Here is an 18,024-nt window from a genome sequence, read left to right on the forward strand (position 1 = left end):
TGTCCTACCACCCGTTCGAGGATCTGAGAGAAGCAATGAGTACCCAGCAACCCACCATCATCTACACGCTGACCGACGAAGCTCCGCTGCTGGCGACCAGTGCGTTCCTCCCGATCATCCAGACCTTCACCAAGCCCGCCGGCATCAACGTCACCACCAGCGACATCTCGGTGGCGGGCCGTATCCTGGGCGAGTTCCCCGAATTCCTGACCGAAGCGCAGCGCGTGCCGGACAACCTGGCCGAGCTGGGCAAGCTGACCCAGCTGCCGGACACCAACATCATCAAGCTGCCGAACATCAGCGCCTCGGTGCACCAGCTGGTCAGCGCCATCCGCGAACTGCAGGGCAAGGGCTACAAGGTGCCGGACTATCCGGAAGACCCGAAGAACGACGAAGAAAAGGCGATCCAGAAGCGCTATTCCAAGTGCCTGGGCTCGGCCGTGAACCCGGTCCTGCGCGAAGGCAACTCCGACCGCCGCGCACCGGCAGCGGTCAAGAATTTCGCGCGCAAGCACCCGCACAGCATGGGCGAGTGGAGCATGGCTTCGCGCACGCACGTGGCGCACATGAAGCATGGCGACTTCTATCACGGCGAAAAGTCCATGACCCTGGACAAGGCGCGTGACGTCAAGATGGAGCTGGTCACCAAGAGCGGCAAGACCATCGTGCTCAAGCCCAAGGTCTCGCTGCTGGATGGCGAGATCATCGACAGCATGTTCATGAGCAAGAAGGCGCTGTGCGACTTCTATGAAGAGCAGTTCGAAGACGCGCGCAAGACCGGCGTGATGCTGTCGCTGCACGTCAAGGCGACCATGATGAAGGTGTCGCACCCGATCGTGTTCGGCCACGCCGTCAAGATCTTCTACAAGGAAGCCTTCGCCAAGCACGGCGCGCTGTTCGACGAACTGGGCGTGAACGTCAACAACGGCCTGGTCAACCTGTACGAGAAGATCGAGGCGCTGCCCAGCTCCAAGCGCGAAGAGATCATCCGCGACCTGCACGCCTGCCACGAGCATCGCCCGGAACTGGCGATGGTGGATTCGGCCAAGGGCATCTCGAACCTGCACGCGCCCAACGACGTGATCGTGGATGCCTCGATGCCGGCCATGATCCGCATCGGCGGCAAGATGTGGGGCGCCGACGGCCGTCCGAAGGACACCAAGGCCGTGATCCCGGAAAGCACCTTTGCCCGCATCTACCAGGAGATCATCAACTTCTGCAAGACCAACGGCAATTTCGACCCGACCACCATGGGCACCGTGCCCAACGTGGGCCTGATGGCGCAGAAGGCCGAAGAATACGGCTCGCACGACAAGACCTTCGAGATCGCCGAAGACGGCGTCGCCAACATCGTCGACCTGGCCACCGGTGAAGTGCTGCTGACGCAGGACGTCGAGCAGGGCGACATCTGGCGCATGTGCCAGGTCAAGGACGCACCGATCCGCGACTGGGTCAAGCTGGCCGTCACGCGCGCGCGCAACTCGGGCATGCCGGCGGTGTTCTGGCTGGACCCGTACCGTCCGCACGAAGCCGAGCTGATCAAGAAGGTCGAGACCTACCTGAAGGACTACGACACCAACGGCCTGGACATCCAGATCATGTCGCAGGTGCGCGCCATGCGCTACACGCTGGAGCGCGTGATCCGCGGCCTGGACACCATCTCGGTGACCGGCAACATCCTGCGCGACTACCTGACCGACCTGTTCCCGATCATGGAACTGGGCACCAGCGCCAAGATGCTGTCGATCGTTCCGCTGATGGCCGGTGGCGGCATGTATGAGACCGGCGCCGGCGGTTCGGCTCCGAAGCACGTCAAGCAACTGGTGGAAGAAAACCACCTGCGCTGGGATTCGCTGGGCGAGTTCCTGGCGCTGGCGGTGTCGCTGGAAGACGTTGGCATCAAGACCGGCAATGCCAAGGCCAAGATCCTGGCCAAGACGCTGGATGCTGCCACCGGCAAGCTGCTGGACAACAACAAGAGCCCGTCGCCCAAGACCGGCCAGCTGGACAACCGCGGCAGCCAGTTCTACCTGGCGATGTACTGGGCGCAGGAACTGGCCGCCCAGTCCGAGGACGCCGAACTGGCCGCGAAGTTCGCGCCGCTGGCCAAGACGCTGACCGACAACGAGCAGAAGATCGTTGGCGAACTGGGCGCCGTGCAGGGCCAGCCGGTGGATATCGGCGGCTATTACATGCCGGAAGCCGACAAGCTCAGCGCCGCAATGCGCCCGAGCCAGACGCTGAACGCCGCGCTGTCGACCGTGACGGCCTGACCGGACTGGCCCGCTCGGCGGGCCGGCAGGTGTCGCAACCCCGGGCCCTGGCCCGGGGTTTTTCTTTGCGCCGCGGAAGGCGTTATGGCTGCTGCGCTTCCATATGGATGTCCCACCCCTGTTCCGGGCCGCTCTTCTGGTCCCGGTAGGTCCAGAGCGCGCCGCAGTCCTGGCAGACGAAGCTGCTGATGGTGACGGCGGCGGAGCCGGGGGGCTTGATGCGTCGGGTGTCGGTGATGCGCAGTGCCGCGTGCCCGGGGGCGCCGCGCACGTGGCGTTCAATGGCCTGGCAGGCAGTGCAGAGTGTCATCCGTGTCTGTTCCGTTCGATCGGCCACTGTAGCATGCCGGCGCCTTCGGGGCCGGAAGTGGGCAGGAACATGCGGCGCACTCGAGAGTTCGCCCGGCGAGACCCTCAACCCGCACTTTCCATGTGATTTGGGCCCGATCCGGTGAAGTTCGTTGACATGCCTGGGTGGGGCCTGTATAAGGATGAGTGCAGGATCTTTCAAGCAGCAACCTAGAAGTCCAGGTGCTTGCCCACACGGCGCCACTTTTTCTCCTTGTGTCTTCCTTGATCGTCATGCCTTGCCGGCGCTTTTGCCGGTGAGAAAAAACTTATTGAGGAATCCAACATGGAAACCGGTACCGTCAAGTGGTTCAACGATTCGAAGGGTTTTGGCTTCATTACGCCTGATGCAGGCGGCAACGACCTGTTCGCGCACTTCTCCGAAATCCAGGGCAACGGCTTCAAGTCGCTGCAAGAAGGCCAGAAGGTGCGTTACGTCGCTGGCGTCGGCCAAAAGGGCCCGGCCGCGACCAAGATCGAGCCGATCTGAATCGCACCGACCTGAGTTGAGCTGAGCGCCGAGGCGCCAGTCCAATGAAAAAAGCTCCGCCAACGCGGAGCTTTTTTATTTCCGTTGCCGCTATTCCCCGCAACCGTGAAATAAAGCCACTGCTGGCGCGGCAACAAGCGTAGAGTGGGGGCAGGATCACCACACGGCGGAGGCTGCCATGGATATCTATCCGGCTGCAACTTACAAGGGCTACGACCTCTATCCCCTTGTGTACAAGCACGCCGCCGAGCGCGTGTGGCCCGAGCCGCGGCCCGACCGTTCCTTCGATGCTGCCGTGGTGATCTGCCTGGAAGGCGAGTCACCAGAAGGCATGCAGGCGCGCACGTTCCGCCTGGACGCCGCACCGTGGGATAACGTCGGTGGCGCGCGACGCGGTGCGTTGCGCTATGCCGAGGCCATCATCAATGGCGCGGTGCCGGGGGTATCGGTAACAACGGCCGGCGCGCCGATGGCGTCCTGAAGGTCCGACGACGGACCCTGGCGCCGCGGTGCATTTGCGCCGCTGACGCCTGCGCGGGGTCATGGCCCATGCCGTGCGCGTGATCCACATGAGTTCAGCAATCCTTCCCATCAGCGCGGCACGATGCCGCATGGAGATGTCGTGAGCGACAGCAGTCCCAGCCGCAGTCCCGGCAACACTGTTCCCGGCAGTACGCCCTTTGCCAGCTACAAGGGTTTCGATCTGTATCCCCTGGTTTATCGCCATCGGCCTGAGCAGGCCTGGCCGCGCACCAAGCCCGACAGCAGCTTCCTCGCGTCGATCGTGATTTGCCGCGAGGGCTATCGCCCTGGCAGCGACCATGCGCGCGTGTACCCCATGAGCGAGTCGCGCTGGGAGAACATCGGCTCGGCGCGCCGCGGCGCGCTGCAGTTCGGCGAAGACATCATCAATGGCCTGGTCGCCGGCGAATCCGTGGCGTCGATCTAGGTATTTTCGGTTCCGCAGCGGCCTGGTCACAGGCCAGTTGCGGAGCGGGGAAACAGGCGCGGCGCTATCCGTCAGACTGCAAGGAGTCCGTTCATGGACATGCGTTCGGGATCATCCGGTTTTCTGTGCACGTTGCCCGGTGAGGGCAAAGGCATCACCTATCACGTTGCGGTCTGCTTTATCGATGCGGAGCGCCCCACCGGGGTGTTGTTCACCAGCTTCGTGGGTGTGGGGCGGCGGTCGTTCGGCGTGCTGGCCGAGCCAGGGGCCCTGCAGGGCCAGCTTGCCGCCAGCGGCGAGGCGCTGTGCCGCCTGGCCATCGGCCAGGTGGTGCGCGACCAGCTGCACGACAAGGCTCGCGAGGGCGATGCGGTGCTGGACCTCGCCGCCTCGCCATGGGACGGCGAGCTGAGGACGGTCGGCGCGGGGCTCAGGACGGCCCGGCCGCATGTGCGCGTGCTCGGCTGAGGCCGCACGCAATCGTCAAGCCAGGTCAGGTCAGATCTGGAATACCGGATTGCCGTGGCGCTCCAGCAGCGCCTCGATCAGCGCCATGTCGGCGATCTCGGGAGTACGGTCTTCCACCGCGCGCGACGGCCCGCAATAGGTGGCAGTCACGTGGCGCCTGACGGTCAGCACGCCGGATGCGGGCGGTGCGACTTCAACCGCCTGCCACGGTGCATGCCGGTAACTGCCTGCCTGCCAGCCTTCGGGCGTCAGGTGCACGGCTTCCCATTCTTCGATGACGGACATGATCGGTTCTCCTTGATTGAGGGATGAATCGTTAGCGGGACGGCACGCGCCGGCGCGGCGCATGCCATGACGCCGGCCTACGACTTGTGCCGGTAGTTGATGCGCCCCTTGGTGAGGTCATAGGGCGACATCTCCAGCGTGACGCGGTCGCCCGCCAGCACGCGGATGCGGTTCTTCTTCAGCCGCCCGGACGAATACGCCCAGACTTCGAAGCCGTTTTCCAGGATCACGCGGAAACGGTTGTCGGGCAGGACTTCCGACACCTTGCCGCCAAATTCGACCAGTTCTTCTTTTGCCAAGGAGGCTCCTTGCTGTAGCCGCGCCGCTTGTGCGCGAGCTGTTGTGACGGCCAACTGGACACCAACTGGCCGATGGGATGGGGCTTGCGATGCCTGGCTTACTGCTGGCGCAGGCGTGCTGCGGCGCGTTCGCCGGCACGGCGGGCGGACTGCCTGGCGCGGGCTTCAGAGTGGTGCGTGTCGTGGCGCATTGCCACGTTGGCGACGATGCGTTCGGCGCCATTGCGGTATTCCGCAATCATGTAGGTCGCGAACCAGAGGCCGGGTTCCTGCTGGATGGGATAGACGGAAACGGTGTAAGGGGTAGGGTTGACTCGATTCAATGTGATGCCTGTTCTAAGGCGCGGCCGCAGGGGCGCGGAGCATCGTTCCGATGCAGGCGTCGCGCGGTGGCGGCCGTTCGCCGTTGCTGTAGGCCAGCGTCGGGCCCGCGCGGCTGCGCAGGCGTTGCATCTGGCGTGAAGTGGACCATGCCTGCGCAAGCCGATGCGCCAGGTACAGGGGCGATCGTTGCGGAGCGGACGTGCCGCTGGTCGGATAGGGTGGTGGGCCGTTCTGCATAGGCTGGCCCAAAGACGCATCGGGTGTACGCCCGATATGCCGCCGCTGAATGCTTCTTGTGGGATTGTCTTGCGGCTGGCGCACAGATGTCGGGCGTTGCCGATCCGTGCATAGGATCCCGGATGATACCACTTCCGGGTCAATCCTGCCCGCGTGACGGGCAGTGCCCCTGGAGGGGCCGCCTTGCGGTGCCTAGAGTTCGCTGATCTGCGCGAAGCGCCGCGACAGGAAGTCGATCAGTTCACGCACCGAAGGCAGCAGCCCGCGCCGTGACGGGAACACGGCGTGGATCACGCCGCCCCTGACCGACCAGTCCGGCAGGACTTTTACCAGCTGGCCATCGCGCAGCTCGTCGGTCATCATCATGACCGGCAGCTGCACGATGCCGGCACCGGCCACGGCCGCGGTGCGCAGCATGATCATGTCGTCGGTGACCAGGCGGGGCTTGTGGTGCAGCTCGGCGCTGGCGCCATCGGGGCCGTACAGCGACCAGGTGTGCGAGGGGCGCGGCGGCCCCAGGTCCAGCGTTGGCAGCGCGTTGAGGTCCGCGGGCGCCAGCAGCGGCCCATGGCCGGCCAGCAGCGCCGGGCTGGCCACGAAGCACCAGGCGCGCTCGGCCAGCACGCGCATCACCAGGTCGCTGTCTTCCAGTGGCGGCACGCGCACGCGGATGGCCAGGTCGATCCCCTCCGCCACCACGTCCACGCGCCGGTTGGTGGCTTCCAGGTGCACGATGACCTTGGGGTTGGCCGCCATGAAATCCGCAATCATGTCTCCCACCCGCGCGTGCAGCAGCGCCACCGGGCAGCTCATGCGCACCAGGCCGCTGGGTTCGGCGCGGCTCTGCGCGATCGCGCTCTCGGCCGCTTCGGCCTCCACCAGCATGGCCTTGCAGTGGGCGTAGTAGGTCTGCCCCACTTCTGTCACGGAGAAACGCCGCGTCGAGCGCTGGATCAGGCGCACGCCCAGGCGTTCTTCCAGCATGGCCACGCGCCGGCTCAGCTTGGACTTGGGTATGCCGAGCACGCGCCCGGCGGGCGCAAAGCCCTGGTGATCGACTACCTGCGCGAAGTAATACAGGTCATTCAGGTCGGGATGCAAGCGGGCTGCTCCTGTCGTCCTGCCAGTAGGACGCTGAGGGCAGATTTTCCCTCCTAGCGATGCGATCTGCCAAGACCTATGCTTTCGCCACACGGTCGGCTTGGGGATTGCCCAGAGTCGCCGGTTTCGCCAACCGCATAGGAGAAAGCCAAATGACCACACCCGCGAATTTCAACGGCAAGCGTCCGGTTCTGGATCCCGCCGATACGGCCATGCTGCTGATCGACCACCAGAGTGGCCTGTTCCAGACCGTTGGCGACATGCCGATGCCTGAGCTGCGCGCCCGTGCGGCCGCGCTGGCCAAGATGGCGACGCTGTGCAAGCTGCCGGTGATCACCACGGCATCCGTGCCGCAAGGCCCGAACGGCCCGCTGATTCCGGAAATCCACGAAAACGCCCCCCATGCCAAATATGTTGCGCGCAAGGGCGAGATCAACGCCTGGGACAACCCCGACTTTGTCGCCGCGGTGCGCGAGACCGGCAAGAAGACCCTGATCATCGCCGGCACCATCACCAGCGTGTGCATGGCATTCCCGTCGATCAGCGCGGTGGCTGACGGCTACAAGGTGTTTGCCGTGGTGGATGCATCGGGCACCTATTCCAAGATGGCGCAGGAAATCACCCTGGCGCGCATTGTCCAGGCCGGCGTGGTGCCGATGGATACCGCCGCCGTGGCCTCTGAGCTGCAGCAGAGCTGGAACCGCCCGGACGCGCAGCAATGGGCCGAGGTCTACACGCAGATCTTCCCGGCCTACCGCCTGCTGATTGAAAGCTATCTCAAGGCACAGGACGTGGAGAAGAACCACGAGGTGCTGGACTCCAAGCGCTGACGCCTTGCCGGCAACGCACGGCATACCCAGGGGTACGCACGCGTGGCAGACGCCACGCGTGCGTACTTTTTTTGTTGACAGGAGCACACCATGAGCAAGCCCTACAAGCGCCTTGACAAGAGCCAGGCCGCCGTCCTGATGGTCGATCACCAGGCCGGCCTGCTGTCGCTGGTGCGGGATATCGAGCCCGACAAGTTCAAGAACAACGTGCTGGCACTGGCCGACCTGGCCAAGTACTTCAAGCTGCCGACCGTGCTGACCACCAGCTTCGAGGATGGCCCCAACGGACCGCTGGTGCCTGAGCTCAAGGCCATGTTCCCTGACGCACCGTTCATTCCGCGCCCGGGCCAGATCAACGCCTGGGATAATGAGGACTTCGTTGCCGCGGTGCGTGCCACTGGCAAGAAGCAGCTGCTGATCGCCGGCGTGGTCACCGAAGTGTGCGTGGCCTTCCCGGCGTTGTCGGCGATCGAAGAGGGTTTCGAAGTTTTTGTCGTGACCGATGCCTCGGGCACCTTCAATGAAATCACGCGCGATTCGGCCTGGCAGCGGATGTCGGATGCCGGCGCGCAGCTGATGACGTGGTTCGGCGTGGCTTGCGAACTGCATCGCGACTGGCGCAACGACATCGAGGGCCTGGGCACGCTGTTCTCGAACCATATTCCGGACTATCGGAATTTGATTACGGCTTATACGACCGTGAAGGGCAGCAAGTAGGCAACGCCCTTCAACAAGCCGCTGGTTTGCTCCCTGTCCCGCTTGCGGGAGAGGGAGCAAACAATTGGGACGGGGGAGGGCCCAAGTGGCAAGCAATTTTCCTCAGGCCTCCTTCACAGCCGCCCGCACCGGCACCGCAGCGACTTCCGCCTGCGCCGACGCCGACCTCCGGTGATTGATCATCGACACCGCCCCCACCGCAATCACCGCCGGGATTGCCATCGCCATGAAGTTCTGCTGCAACGGCAGGGACATCCCAACCAGCACGCCGATCACGATCGGTGCCAGGATGGCGCCGCTGCGTCCCACGCCGGAGGCCCAGCCGATGCCGGTACCGCGTACCGCCATCGGATAGAACTGGCCCGCATAGGCATAGGTGACGATCTGCGTGCCGATGGTGGAAGCACCAGCCAGGCCCACCACGACGAACAGCGCGGCGCTGGGCATCGGGTAGCCCAGCAGCGTGATCGACACTGCCGCCAGCGCGTACATGCCGATCAGCACATGCTTGATCGGCAGCCGGTCGGCCAGCCAGCCGCCACCGATGGCGCCGAGCATGGCGCCGAAGTTCAGCACCAGCACGAAGGTCAGCGCCGAGCCCAGGCTGTAGCCGGCGGCGGCCATCAGCTTGGTCAGCCAGGAGCTGAGCGCGTACACCATGAACAGGCACATAAAGAACGCCACCCAGAACATCACCGTGCTGAAGCCGCGGCCGTCCTGGAACAGGCGCCGGATCGGCGCGCTGCCGGCCTTGTCGTCCGCGGCCAGGGTGAAGACGTCGCCCGGCTGCGGCCGGTGCGCCGGCACCAGGCGCGACACCACGGATTGCAGAGCGTCGGTCTGGCCCGTGCGGAGCAGGTATGGCATCGACTCCGGCAGCGAGCGCAGCACCAGCGGGACCAGCAGCACCGGCAGGCCGGCGGCGAGGAAAACCGACTGCCAGCCGTAGCTTTCGATCAGTCCCTTGCCCAGCAGCGCGGCCAGCATGCCGCCCACCGAATAGCCGCTGAACATCAGCGTCACCAGCGTGCCGCGCAGCTTGCGCGGCGAGTACTCGGTCATCTGCGCCACCACGTTGGGCATCACGCCGCCGATGCCCAGGCCCGCCAGGAAGCGCGTGACGCTGAACGTCACCGGGTCGCTGGTAAAGCCCGCCGCCGCGGTGAAGACACTGAACAGCACGATGCAGATGGCAATGGCGCGCCTGCGGCCGATGCGGTCGGCCACGGTGCCGAGGAAGATCGCGCCGAACATCATGCCGAACAGCGCCGAGCTGACCATGAAGCCGGCGCTGGTGGCGGTCACGCCCATCTCTTTCATGATCGACGGCAGGGCGATGCCGGCCACGGCCAGGTCGTAGCCGTCGAAGATGATGATCAGCGCGCACCAGAACAGGATGAGCGCATGGAAGCGGTTGAAGCGGGCCTCGTCGGCCAGCTTGTGGACATCGATCTGACGCATGGTTTGTCTCCGGTATGGTGGTATGATGGGGGCGGGCGGCGTTGCCGCTCACGCCACCGCGACGGCGCGCTCTGCGGCGGCCTTCAGTTCGCGTTCGCGCAGCATGAAGCGCTGGATCTTGCCGGTGGCGGTCTTGGGCAGCGCATCGACGAACTCGATCGCACGCGGGTACTTGTAGGCCGCCAGCCGCTCCTTGACGAAGGCCTTCAGTTCGCCGTCGCCAAGCTGCGCGCCGGCCTTCAGCACCACGAAGGCCTTGGTCTTGACCAGTCCGTCTTGGTCAGGTACGCCGATCACCGCAGCCTCCAGCACTGCCGGGTGCTGCACCAGCGTGGCCTCGACCTCGAACGGCGAAACGTAGATGCCGCTGACCTTGAGCATGTCGTCGCTGCGCCCGGCGTAGCTGTAGGTGCCATCCGGGTTGCGCACGTATTTGTCGCCGCTCTTGGTCCAGCCGCCGCGGAAGGTCTCGCGCGACTTCTCGCGGTTGGCCCAGTACATCAGCGCGGCGCTGGGGCCCTGGATATAGAGGTCGCCGATCTCGCCGTCGGGCACCGGGCGGCCTTCTTCGTCGCGCAGCTCGATGGCATAGCCCGGCACTGGCCAGCCGGTGGTGCCGTAGCGCACCTGGCCGGGGCGGTTGGACAGGAAGATATGCAGCATCTCGGTGGAGCCGATGCCGTCGATGATCTCGCAGCCGAAATGCGCGGTGAAGCGCTGGCCGATATCGGCGGGCAGGGCCTCGCCGGCGGACGAGCACAGCCGCAGCGCGACCTCGGCGCGCTGCGGCAGCGCCGGCGAGGCGAGCATGCCGGCGTAGCCTGTCGGCGCGCCGAAGAACACCGTTGGCCGGTGTTGCAGCCAGCGGCGGAAGGTGGCCTCGGGCGTGGGCCGCTCGGCCATCAGCACCACGGTGGCGCCTACGCTGAGCGGGAAGCTGAGGCCGTTGCCCAGCCCGTAGGCGAAATACAGCTTGGCCGCAGAGAAGCAGACATCCTGCTCCTGCAGGCCGAGCACCGGGACTGCATAGAGCGCCGCGGTCCAGTACGGGTTGCCGTGGCTGTGCACCACGCCCTTGGGCTGGCCGGTCGAGCCGGACGAGTAGAGCCAGAAACCGGGGTCGTCGCAACTGGTGGCGGCAGGCGCCTGCAACGGCGTTTGCGCGGCAAGCAGCGCATCCAGCGCCGCCATGCCATCAGGCAGCGGCTCATGCGCACGGGACACGAACACTTGCCCGACTTCATGCCCGGGACGTGCCAGCGCCTCCTGCAGCACGGGCAGCAGCGCGGCCGACACCAGCACCGCCTGCGCGCGGCTGTGCTGCAGCATGTAGCTGTAGTCGTCGGCGGTCAGCAGCGTGTTGACGGCCACCGGGACGATGCCGGCGTACATCGCGCCCAGGAAGCAGACCGGCCAGTCGCTGCAGTCGTGCATCAGCAGCAGCACGCGTTCCTCGCGGCGGATGCCGGCGCCGAGCAGCGCCGCGGCCAGGCGCCGCACCTGCTGCGCCAGTTCGCCGTAGGTGAGCTGGCCGTCGTCATCGATATAGGCCACCTTGCCGGCGCGCCCGGCATTGCAGCCGAGCAGGTGCCCGGCAAAGTTGAAGGACGTGCCGGGTGGCCGGACGGGTGGTTCTGAAGGCGTGGCGGTCATGGGTGTCTCCCCGTTGCTGGTGTACGGTGTGCCGCGCGCCGCCATGCGGACGTGGCGGCGCGGTGAAGCGGGTTGGCTTGAACGGTCAGGCGAGCGCGTCGAGCACCGCGGTACTGGCCTGGATGGCGCTGCGCCGGTGATAGAAGTGCAGGGCGCGCAGTCCGCCCAGTTCCTCGCCGCCGCCGGCGCGGCCGGGGCCGCCATGCAGCGATTGCGGCATGACGTTGCCGTGGCCGGTGTGCAGCTGCGCCACGTCGGGCGAGATTACATGCACGCGGCCATGGCTGTCGGCCAGCTCGACGGCGGCCGCGCCGAGCGCGGCCGCGTCGCTGCCATAGAGCGATGCCACCAGCGAGCCCTGTCCACGGCGCACGAGTGCCAGTGCATGGGCGGTATCTCGATAGGCCAGCAGCGTGGCCACCGGGCCGAACACTTCGGTGTCGTGCACCGCGGCGGCGGAGTCCGCATCGGTCACGCCCAGCAGCGTCGGGCCGACGCAGCAGGCCACGGCCGGATCGGCATCGACCAGCGGCTGCTGCGTGCCGTCATGCAGCACCTGTGCCTGCTTGCGCAGGGTTGCCAGCCCGTCTTGCACGGCGTTGAACTGCGCACGGCTGACCAGCGCACCCATGCGCACCGTATCGTTGCGCGGGTTGCCCACGGTCACTTTCGACAGCCGTGCGCCGATGGCCTCGGCGGCCTGGCCATACAGCGCTTCAGGCACGAACACGCGCCGGATCGCGGTGCATTTCTGGCCGGACTTGACCGTCATCTCGCGCACGACTTCCTTCGCCAGCAGGTCGAAGGCGGCGGTATCAGGGCCGTCCTGCGACAGCAGCACGGCGGAATTGATGCTGTCCGCTTCGATATTCACGCGAACAGAGCGTTGCGCGATGGCGGGATGCGAGCGGATCACCGCGGCCGTATCGGCCGAACCGGTGAACGACACCACGTCAAGGGGCTGCAACTGGTCCAGCAGTCCGGCCGAGCTGCCGCACACCACCGACAACGCGCCGGCCGGCAGCACTCCGGCCTCGACCACGTCGCGCACCATGCGCTGGGTCAGCCAGGCGGTGGCGGTAGCGGGTTTGACGATCACCGGCACGCCGGCCAGCAATGCCGGCGCCGCCTTCTCCCACAGTCCCCAGCTCGGGAAGTTGAAGGCATTGATAAACAGCGCCACGCCGCGCGTGGGCACCAGCACGTGCTGCGACTGGAACAACGGGTCCTTGCCCAGCCGCGCGGCCTCGCCATCCGGAAGGTAGTGCCGGTCGCCGAGCGCATCGCCCAGCCTGGCGTAAGTGCCCAGCGTGAAGATGCCGCCGTCGATGTCGACCGCGGAGTCGTTCCTGACGGTGCCGCTGTTGGCCGTGGCGATGTCGTAATAGGCATCGCGATTGGCCTGCAGCACCTTGACGATGTCAGTCAGCAACGCGGCACGCTGGCGATAGGTCAGCGCGCGCAGGGCCATGCCGCCCTGTTCGCGGGCAAAGGCGAAGCCGGCAGCGAGGTCCAGCCCGGTGGCGTCAACGCGCACCAGTTCGTCGCCCAGCACCGGATCGAACAAGGGCGTGCCGGCACCGCTGCCGGCCTGCCACTTGCCGCCGAGGTAGTTGGATAGCAATTCAGTCATGGGGGATCTCAGCGCGTGAAGTCGATGCGGCCTTCCGGCAGCAGATAGAGCACCAGCGCGCGGCCGTTGCTGACGGTGGGGCGGTGGGCGCTGCCCGGCGGGCACACCAGCCAGCCGGCGGGGCGGCCGTCGAACTGCGCGTCGCCCTCGAGCGGCATGATCAGGTCGATCTCGCCGTTGGGATGGGTGTGATGCGGGCCGGCAATGTCCTGCATGTCGACCACGTCGACGGAAAAGCCGTGCAGGTCGTCAGCCGGCTTGAAGATGCGGCCGTAGCGGATGCCGCCGCCTTCGCGGTCGCACAGCCAGCCTTCGGCCACGCCGGCCTGGCAGGCGTCCTTAAGTTGCTGGTAGGTGGGGCTGCCGGCGCCGTGCTCGGCATTGAGCCACGCATCGAGTGCGGCATCCAGCGGGCGGCCTGCCAGTTGCGCGGTGAGCTGCGCGATCTGGCTGCGGAATTCTGTGGGGGACATGGTGTTGGGGGCTCCATCTGATTCGCCAGTTGCTATCACTGGCTTCATGCATTATTGTGCATGTATGGAAAATAGAGCCGCACAGAAATCATGTCAAGCACTATATTGCATAAATCTGGGTTAACCCCGGCAGCCGACATGCATCATGATTCAGATGCAAGCGCTGCCAATGGCACTGAGAAGAACCCGTTTCTGGTCGCGCTGGGCGAGCGTGTGCGTGAGTTGCGCGCCTGCCGCGGCCTGACCCGAAAGGCCGCCGCGCAGGCCGCCGGCGTATCGGAGCGGCACCTGGCAAACCTGGAATACGGCAGCGGCAACGCTTCCATCCTGGTGCTGCAGCAGATTGCGGATGCGCTGCAGTGCTCGCTGGCCGGGCTGCTGGGCGACGTCACCACTTCGTCGCCGGAATGGATCCTGTTGCGCGAACTGCTGGAGCACCGTGACGAAGCCACGCTGCGGCGCGTGCGCATTGCCGTGGGCGAGATGCTCGGCACGGGTGGCGAGAATGCCGGCCAGGCCGCGCGCAGCCCGCGCGTGGCGCTGATCGGGCTGCGCGGCGCCGGCAAGAGCACGCTGGGCGGGATGCTGGCCGAAGACCTGGACTTCCCCTTTGTCGAGCTGAGCCGCGAGATCGAGAAGTTTGCCGGCTGCAGCATCTCGGAGATCCAGGGCCTGTATGGCATGAACGCCTATCGCCGCTATGAGCGGCGCGCGCTGGAAGAAGCCATCCAGATCTACCCCGAGGCCGTGATCGCCACGCCCGGCGGCCTGGTCTCCGATCCGGCCACCTTCAACCTGCTGCTGGCCCACTGCACCACGGTCTGGCTGCAGGCGGAGCCGGAAGACCATATGGAGCGGGTGCGCGGGCAGGGCGACTTCCGTCCGATGGCGGCAAGCAAGGAGGCCATGGAGGACCTGCGCCATATCCTGGCCGGTCGCGCGGCCTTCTATTCCAAGGCGGAGTTCGCGCTGGACACCAGCGCGCAACCGCTGGAACCCACATTTACCGCGCTGCGCGAGCTGGTGCGCCAGGCCTTGCGCATGCCGTTGTGACGGCTGGGGCGCAATAACGCGGCATCGGGGGCAGCGAGCGGCACCTCCTGAGAAATCTGCACAATAATGCTTGCAGAAAATCTGATAGATGAACTATAGTTCGTCTCACCAGATTCCTGTTCATGCACGATAGTGCAGTTTCGCAGAGGAGACACCGCCGTGACAACCGCCCCCCGCGTCGACTACCAGACCGCCCCCGCCCAATACAAACACCTGAAGCTGACGTTCGACGGCCCCGTCGCCACGCTGGCGGTGGACATCGACGAGAACGCCGGCCTGCGCCCCGGCTACAAGCTCAAGCTCAACAGCTACGACCTCGGCGTCGACATCGAACTGAACGACGCGCTCAACCGCGTCCGCTTCGAGCACCCGGAAGTGCGCACCGTGGTCGTCACCAGCGGCAAGGACAAGGTGTTCTGTTCCGGCGCCAATATCTTCATGCTGGGTGTCAGCAGCCATGCGTGGAAGGTCAACTTCTGCAAGTTCACCAACGAGACCCGCAACGGCATCGAGGATTCCTCGGCGCACAGCGGCCTGAAGTTCCTGGCCGCGGTCAATGGCGCCTGCGCCGGCGGCGGCTATGAGCTGGCGCTGGCCTGTGACGAGATCCTGCTGGTGGACGACCGCTCGTCGGCCGTGAGCCTGCCGGAAGTGCCGCTGCTGGGCGTGCTGCCCGGCACCGGCGGCCTGACCCGCGTGACCGACAAGCGCCACGTGCGCCATGACCTCGCCGACATCTTCTGCACCACCACCGAAGGCGTGCGCGGCCAGCGTGCCAAGGACTGGCGCCTGGTGGACGATATCGCCAAGCCCGCCGTGTTCGCGCAGAAGGTGCAGGAGCGCGCGCTGGCGCTGGCCGCGCAGAGCGATCGTCCGGCCGATGCGCAGGGCGTGGCGCTCGAGCCGATCGAGCGGACGATCGAAGCGGATGCGCTGCGCTATACGCATGTGACGGTCGAGATCGATCGCACCGGCCGTACCGCGACCTTCACCGTGAAGGCGCCCGTCGGTGCGCAACCGCAGAGCATCGAAGAGATCGTCGCCGCCGGCGCCGCCTGGTACCCGCTGCAACTGGCGCGCGAACTGGAAGACGCGATCCTGTCGATGCGCACCAATGAACTCGACATCGGCACCTGGCTGATCAAGACCAGCGGCGATGCCGCCGCGGTACTGGCCACCGACGCCACGCTGCTCGCGCACAAGGACCACTGGCTGGTGCGCGAGACCATCGGCCTGCTGCGCCGCACGCTGAGCCGCCTGGACGTGTCGTCGCGCAGCCTGTTCGCGCTGATCGAGCCGCAGTCCTGCTTTGCCGGCACCTTCCTGGAACTGGCGCTGGCCTGCGACCGCAGCTACCACCTGGCACTGCCGGACGACGAGGCGCGCGCACCGAAGATCACCGTGGCGGAAGTCAATTTCGGCCTGTACCCGATGGCCACCGGCCAGAGCCGCCTGGGACGCCGCTTCTACGACGAGCAGCCCGCGCTGGACGCGGTGCGCGCCAAGGCCGGCCAGCCGCTCGATGCCGATGCCGCCTATGCGCTGGGCCTGGTCACCGCCAACCCCGACGACATCGACTGGACCGACGAAGTGCGCATCGCGCTGGAAGAGCGCGTGGCGATGTCGCCCGATGCGCTCACCGGCATGGAAGCCAACCTGCGCTTCAACGGCCAGGAAAACATGTTCACCCGCATCTTCGGCCGCCTGACCGCGTGGCAGAACTGGATCTTCCAGCGTCCCAACGCGGTGGGAGACAAGGGCGCGCTCAAGGTCTACGGCAAGGGCGACAAGGCCGCCTTCGACTGGAACCGCGTCTGATCCAGCCTTACACGACAACCGAATCGTCCCCCGAAGGAGACCACCATGTCCGGCATCAACTACAGCGACAAGATCCCCAACAACGTCAACCTGAGCGAAGACCGCACCCTGCAGCGCGCGCTCGAGCAATGGCAGCCTAACTACCTGAGCTGGTGGAACGACATGGGCCCGGAAGGCTCGCACAGCCATGACATCTACCTGCGCACCGCGATCAGCGTCGATCCGCAGGGCTGGGCCCACTTCGGCCACGTCAAGATGCCGGACTACCGCTGGGGCATCTTCCTGAACCCGGCCGAGGCCAACCGCAAGATCCATTTCGGCGACCACAAGGGCGAGGATGCGTGGCAGGACGTGCCCGGCGAATACCGCGCCAACCTGCGCCGCATCATCGTGACGCAGGGCGATACCGAACCCGCGTCGGTCGAACAGCAGCGCCACCTGGGCCTGACCGCGCCCAGCATGTATGACCTGCGCAACCTGTTCCAGGTCAACGTGGAAGAGGGCCGCCACCTGTGGGCGATGGTCTACCTGCTGCACAAGTATTTTGGCCGCGACGGCCGCGAGGAGGGCGAGGCCCTGTTGGAGCGCCGCAGCGGCCAGCAGGACAATCCCCGCATCCTGCAGGCGTTCAACGAGCAGACCCCGGACTGGCTGTCGTTCTTCATGTTCACCTACTTCACCGACCGCGACGGCAAGTTCCAGCTGTGCGCGCTCGCGGAAAGCGCCTTCGATCCGCTGGCGCGCACGACGAAGTTCATGCTGACCGAGGAAGCGCACCACATGTTCGTGGGCGAGTCCGGCGTGTCGCGCGTGATCCAGCGCACCTGCCAGGTGATGAACGAACTCAAGACCGACGATCCCGCCAAGCTGCGCGCGGCCGGCGTGATCGACCTGCCGACCCTGCAGCGCTACCTGAACTTCCACTACAGCGTCACCATCGACCTGTTCGGTGCCGATGAGTCGAGCAACGCCGCCACCTTCTACAGCACCGGCCTCAAGGGCCGCTACGAAGAAGGCAAGCGCATGGACGACCACGTGCTCAAGGGCCAGACCTACCGCATCCTGCAGGCGCAGAACGGCCAGCTGACCGAGAAGGAAGTGCCGATGCTGAACGCGCTCAATGAAGTGCTGCGCGACGATTACATCAAGGACAGCATGGCCGGCATCGAACGCTGGAACAAGGTCATCGAGAAGGCCGGCATCCCGTTCCGCCTGAAGGTGCCGCACAAGGCCTTCCACCGCAATATCGGCGCGCTGGCGGGCGTCAAGGTATCGCCGGACGGCCGCGTGATCTCCGACGCCGAATGGCGCGACTTCCGCGACCAGTGGCTGCCCGGCGAAGGCGATCGCGCCTTTGTCGCCAGCCTGATGGGCCGCGTGGTCGAGCCGGGCAAGTTCGCCAACTGGATCGCGCCGCCGGTGATGGGCATCAACCGCCAGCCGGTGGATTTCGAGTACGTGCGGTTTAACTGAGCTTCGGGCCATCCGCCCGCTGCGGGTTTGCTCCCCTCTCCCGCATGCGGGAGAGGGGTGGGGTGAGGGCGGGGGCATCAACGAAGCGCCGGTGCTTAAACCACCCCTCACCCTACCTCTCCCCTGAGGGAGAGGGGAA

The 18,024-nt window shown here is 65.9% G+C and carries 19 protein-coding genes; 10 read left to right on the plus strand and 9 right to left on the minus strand.

The window, feature by feature from the left end:
* Positions 1 to 35 precede the first annotated feature (35 nt).
* Positions 36 to 2,273, plus strand: coding sequence for an NADP-dependent isocitrate dehydrogenase (locus AC3WVS_RS03445; protein ID WP_492317390.1), 2,238 nt, complete (start codon positions 36 to 38; stop codon positions 2,271 to 2,273).
* A gap of 82 nt (positions 2,274 to 2,355) precedes the next feature.
* On the opposite strand, the gene AC3WVS_RS03450 is transcribed toward AC3WVS_RS03445, so the two are convergent.
* The gene (locus AC3WVS_RS03450) at positions 2,356 to 2,583 is read right to left on the minus strand and encodes a hypothetical protein (protein ID WP_492317391.1); all 228 of its coding nucleotides are present in this window, start codon (positions 2,581 to 2,583) and stop codon (positions 2,356 to 2,358) included.
* 324 nt (positions 2,584 to 2,907) lie between these two features.
* Between AC3WVS_RS03450 and AC3WVS_RS03455 the strand changes: the two genes are divergently transcribed.
* From AC3WVS_RS03455 to AC3WVS_RS03470, 4 genes are all read left to right on the plus strand, one after another.
* Positions 2,908 to 3,111: a cold-shock protein gene (locus AC3WVS_RS03455; RefSeq protein WP_010812830.1), complete on the plus strand. Its 204-nt coding sequence runs from the start codon at positions 2,908 to 2,910 to the stop codon at positions 3,109 to 3,111.
* Positions 3,112 to 3,289: 178 nt separating this feature from the next.
* A complete protein-coding gene (locus tag AC3WVS_RS03460) occupies positions 3,290 to 3,592 on the plus strand; it encodes a hypothetical protein (RefSeq protein ID WP_492317392.1) in 303 nt (100 codons plus the stop codon).
* A gap of 141 nt (positions 3,593 to 3,733) precedes the next feature.
* A complete protein-coding gene (locus tag AC3WVS_RS03465; protein ID WP_492317393.1) occupies positions 3,734 to 4,060 on the plus strand; it encodes a hypothetical protein in 327 nt (108 codons plus the stop codon).
* Between the two features lie 93 nt (positions 4,061 to 4,153).
* A complete protein-coding gene (locus tag AC3WVS_RS03470; RefSeq protein ID WP_492317394.1) occupies positions 4,154 to 4,528 on the plus strand; it encodes a hypothetical protein in 375 nt (124 codons plus the stop codon).
* Positions 4,529 to 4,558: 30 nt separating this feature from the next.
* Here AC3WVS_RS03470 and AC3WVS_RS03475 read toward each other — a convergent pair whose 3' ends face one another.
* From AC3WVS_RS03475 to AC3WVS_RS03490, 4 genes are all read right to left on the minus strand, one after another.
* Positions 4,559 to 4,813: a hypothetical protein gene (locus AC3WVS_RS03475; protein WP_018308947.1), complete on the minus strand. Its 255-nt coding sequence runs from the start codon at positions 4,811 to 4,813 to the stop codon at positions 4,559 to 4,561.
* 77 nt (positions 4,814 to 4,890) lie between these two features.
* Complete coding sequence (gene infA, locus AC3WVS_RS03480) at positions 4,891 to 5,112, minus strand: translation initiation factor IF-1 (RefSeq protein WP_008646230.1); 222 nt, start codon at positions 5,110 to 5,112, stop codon at positions 4,891 to 4,893.
* Positions 5,113 to 5,210: 98 nt separating this feature from the next.
* Complete coding sequence (locus AC3WVS_RS03485) at positions 5,211 to 5,435, minus strand: isochorismatase (protein ID WP_492317395.1); 225 nt, start codon at positions 5,433 to 5,435, stop codon at positions 5,211 to 5,213.
* 430 nt (positions 5,436 to 5,865) lie between these two features.
* On the minus strand, positions 5,866 to 6,774 hold the full coding sequence (locus AC3WVS_RS03490; RefSeq protein ID WP_492317396.1) for a LysR family transcriptional regulator: 909 nt from the start codon (positions 6,772 to 6,774) through the stop codon (positions 5,866 to 5,868).
* A 152-nt stretch (positions 6,775 to 6,926) separates the two neighbouring features.
* Between AC3WVS_RS03490 and AC3WVS_RS03495 the strand changes: the two genes are divergently transcribed.
* Both AC3WVS_RS03495 and ycaC read left to right on the plus strand, forming a co-directional pair.
* Positions 6,927 to 7,604, plus strand: coding sequence for an isochorismatase family protein (locus AC3WVS_RS03495; RefSeq protein WP_013953523.1), 678 nt, complete (start codon positions 6,927 to 6,929; stop codon positions 7,602 to 7,604).
* Positions 7,605 to 7,694: 90 nt separating this feature from the next.
* The gene (gene ycaC, locus AC3WVS_RS03500) at positions 7,695 to 8,321 is read left to right on the plus strand and encodes an isochorismate family cysteine hydrolase YcaC (protein WP_010812838.1); all 627 of its coding nucleotides are present in this window, start codon (positions 7,695 to 7,697) and stop codon (positions 8,319 to 8,321) included.
* Positions 8,322 to 8,423: 102 nt separating this feature from the next.
* Here ycaC and AC3WVS_RS03505 read toward each other — a convergent pair whose 3' ends face one another.
* The 4 genes from AC3WVS_RS03505 to AC3WVS_RS03520 all read right to left on the minus strand — a co-directional run bounded on the left by AC3WVS_RS03505 (position 8,424) and on the right by AC3WVS_RS03520 (position 13,541).
* Positions 8,424 to 9,782 (minus strand): MFS transporter, encoded by a 1,359-nt coding sequence (locus tag AC3WVS_RS03505; RefSeq protein ID WP_492317397.1) that lies wholly within the window; start codon positions 9,780 to 9,782, stop codon positions 8,424 to 8,426.
* Between the two features lie 48 nt (positions 9,783 to 9,830).
* Complete coding sequence (locus AC3WVS_RS03510) at positions 9,831 to 11,435, minus strand: benzoate-CoA ligase family protein (RefSeq protein WP_492317398.1); 1,605 nt, start codon at positions 11,433 to 11,435, stop codon at positions 9,831 to 9,833.
* Positions 11,436 to 11,520: 85 nt separating this feature from the next.
* The gene (locus AC3WVS_RS03515) at positions 11,521 to 13,068 is read right to left on the minus strand and encodes a 3,4-dehydroadipyl-CoA semialdehyde dehydrogenase (protein ID WP_492317399.1); all 1,548 of its coding nucleotides are present in this window, start codon (positions 13,066 to 13,068) and stop codon (positions 11,521 to 11,523) included.
* Between the two features lie 8 nt (positions 13,069 to 13,076).
* Entirely contained in the window at positions 13,077 to 13,541 is a 465-nt protein-coding gene (locus AC3WVS_RS03520; RefSeq protein ID WP_492317400.1) for a DUF4863 family protein, read from the minus strand.
* A gap of 90 nt (positions 13,542 to 13,631) precedes the next feature.
* Here AC3WVS_RS03520 and AC3WVS_RS03525 point away from each other — a divergent pair, with 90 nt between their 5' ends.
* The 3 genes from AC3WVS_RS03525 (at position 13,632) to boxB (ending at position 17,885) form a co-directional block, all read left to right on the plus strand.
* Complete coding sequence (locus AC3WVS_RS03525; RefSeq protein WP_492317401.1) at positions 13,632 to 14,594, plus strand: helix-turn-helix transcriptional regulator; 963 nt, start codon at positions 13,632 to 13,634, stop codon at positions 14,592 to 14,594.
* Positions 14,595 to 14,753: 159 nt separating this feature from the next.
* Positions 14,754 to 16,412: a 2,3-epoxybenzoyl-CoA dihydrolase gene (gene boxC / locus AC3WVS_RS03530; protein WP_492317402.1), complete on the plus strand. Its 1,659-nt coding sequence runs from the start codon at positions 14,754 to 14,756 to the stop codon at positions 16,410 to 16,412.
* 45 nt (positions 16,413 to 16,457) lie between these two features.
* Complete coding sequence (boxB, locus tag AC3WVS_RS03535; protein WP_492317403.1) at positions 16,458 to 17,885, plus strand: benzoyl-CoA 2,3-epoxidase subunit BoxB; 1,428 nt, start codon at positions 16,458 to 16,460, stop codon at positions 17,883 to 17,885.
* Positions 17,886 to 18,024 lie beyond the last annotated feature (139 nt).

This window comes from Cupriavidus sp. CPT47-8839-RL05A, assembly GCF_058792255.1.

What these genes read in the sequence shown, in the direction of transcription:
- AC3WVS_RS03495 (WP_013953523.1), top strand. Translation starts at nt 6,927, where the DNA reads ATGACCACACCCGCGAATTTCAACGGCAAGCGTCCGGTTCTGGATCCC.
- AC3WVS_RS03505 (WP_492317397.1), bottom strand. Translation starts at nt 9,782, where the DNA reads ATGCGTCAGATCGATGTCCACAAGCTGGCCGACGAGGCCCGCTTCAAC.
- AC3WVS_RS03455 (WP_010812830.1), top strand. Translation starts at nt 2,908, where the DNA reads ATGGAAACCGGTACCGTCAAGTGGTTCAACGATTCGAAGGGTTTTGGC.
- AC3WVS_RS03450 (WP_492317391.1), bottom strand. Translation starts at nt 2,583, where the DNA reads ATGACACTCTGCACTGCCTGCCAGGCCATTGAACGCCACGTGCGCGGC.
- AC3WVS_RS03520 (WP_492317400.1), bottom strand. Translation starts at nt 13,541, where the DNA reads ATGTCCCCCACAGAATTCCGCAGCCAGATCGCGCAGCTCACCGCGCAA.
- boxB (WP_492317403.1), top strand. Translation starts at nt 16,458, where the DNA reads ATGTCCGGCATCAACTACAGCGACAAGATCCCCAACAACGTCAACCTG.
- AC3WVS_RS03445 (WP_492317390.1), top strand. Translation starts at nt 36, where the DNA reads ATGAGTACCCAGCAACCCACCATCATCTACACGCTGACCGACGAAGCT.
- AC3WVS_RS03475 (WP_018308947.1), bottom strand. Translation starts at nt 4,813, where the DNA reads ATGTCCGTCATCGAAGAATGGGAAGCCGTGCACCTGACGCCCGAAGGC.
- AC3WVS_RS03515 (WP_492317399.1), bottom strand. Translation starts at nt 13,068, where the DNA reads ATGACTGAATTGCTATCCAACTACCTCGGCGGCAAGTGGCAGGCCGGC.
- AC3WVS_RS03525 (WP_492317401.1), top strand. Translation starts at nt 13,632, where the DNA reads ATGTCAAGCACTATATTGCATAAATCTGGGTTAACCCCGGCAGCCGAC.
- AC3WVS_RS03470 (WP_492317394.1), top strand. Translation starts at nt 4,154, where the DNA reads ATGGACATGCGTTCGGGATCATCCGGTTTTCTGTGCACGTTGCCCGGT.
- AC3WVS_RS03510 (WP_492317398.1), bottom strand. Translation starts at nt 11,435, where the DNA reads ATGACCGCCACGCCTTCAGAACCACCCGTCCGGCCACCCGGCACGTCC.
- ycaC (WP_010812838.1), top strand. Translation starts at nt 7,695, where the DNA reads ATGAGCAAGCCCTACAAGCGCCTTGACAAGAGCCAGGCCGCCGTCCTG.
- AC3WVS_RS03460 (WP_492317392.1), top strand. Translation starts at nt 3,290, where the DNA reads ATGGATATCTATCCGGCTGCAACTTACAAGGGCTACGACCTCTATCCC.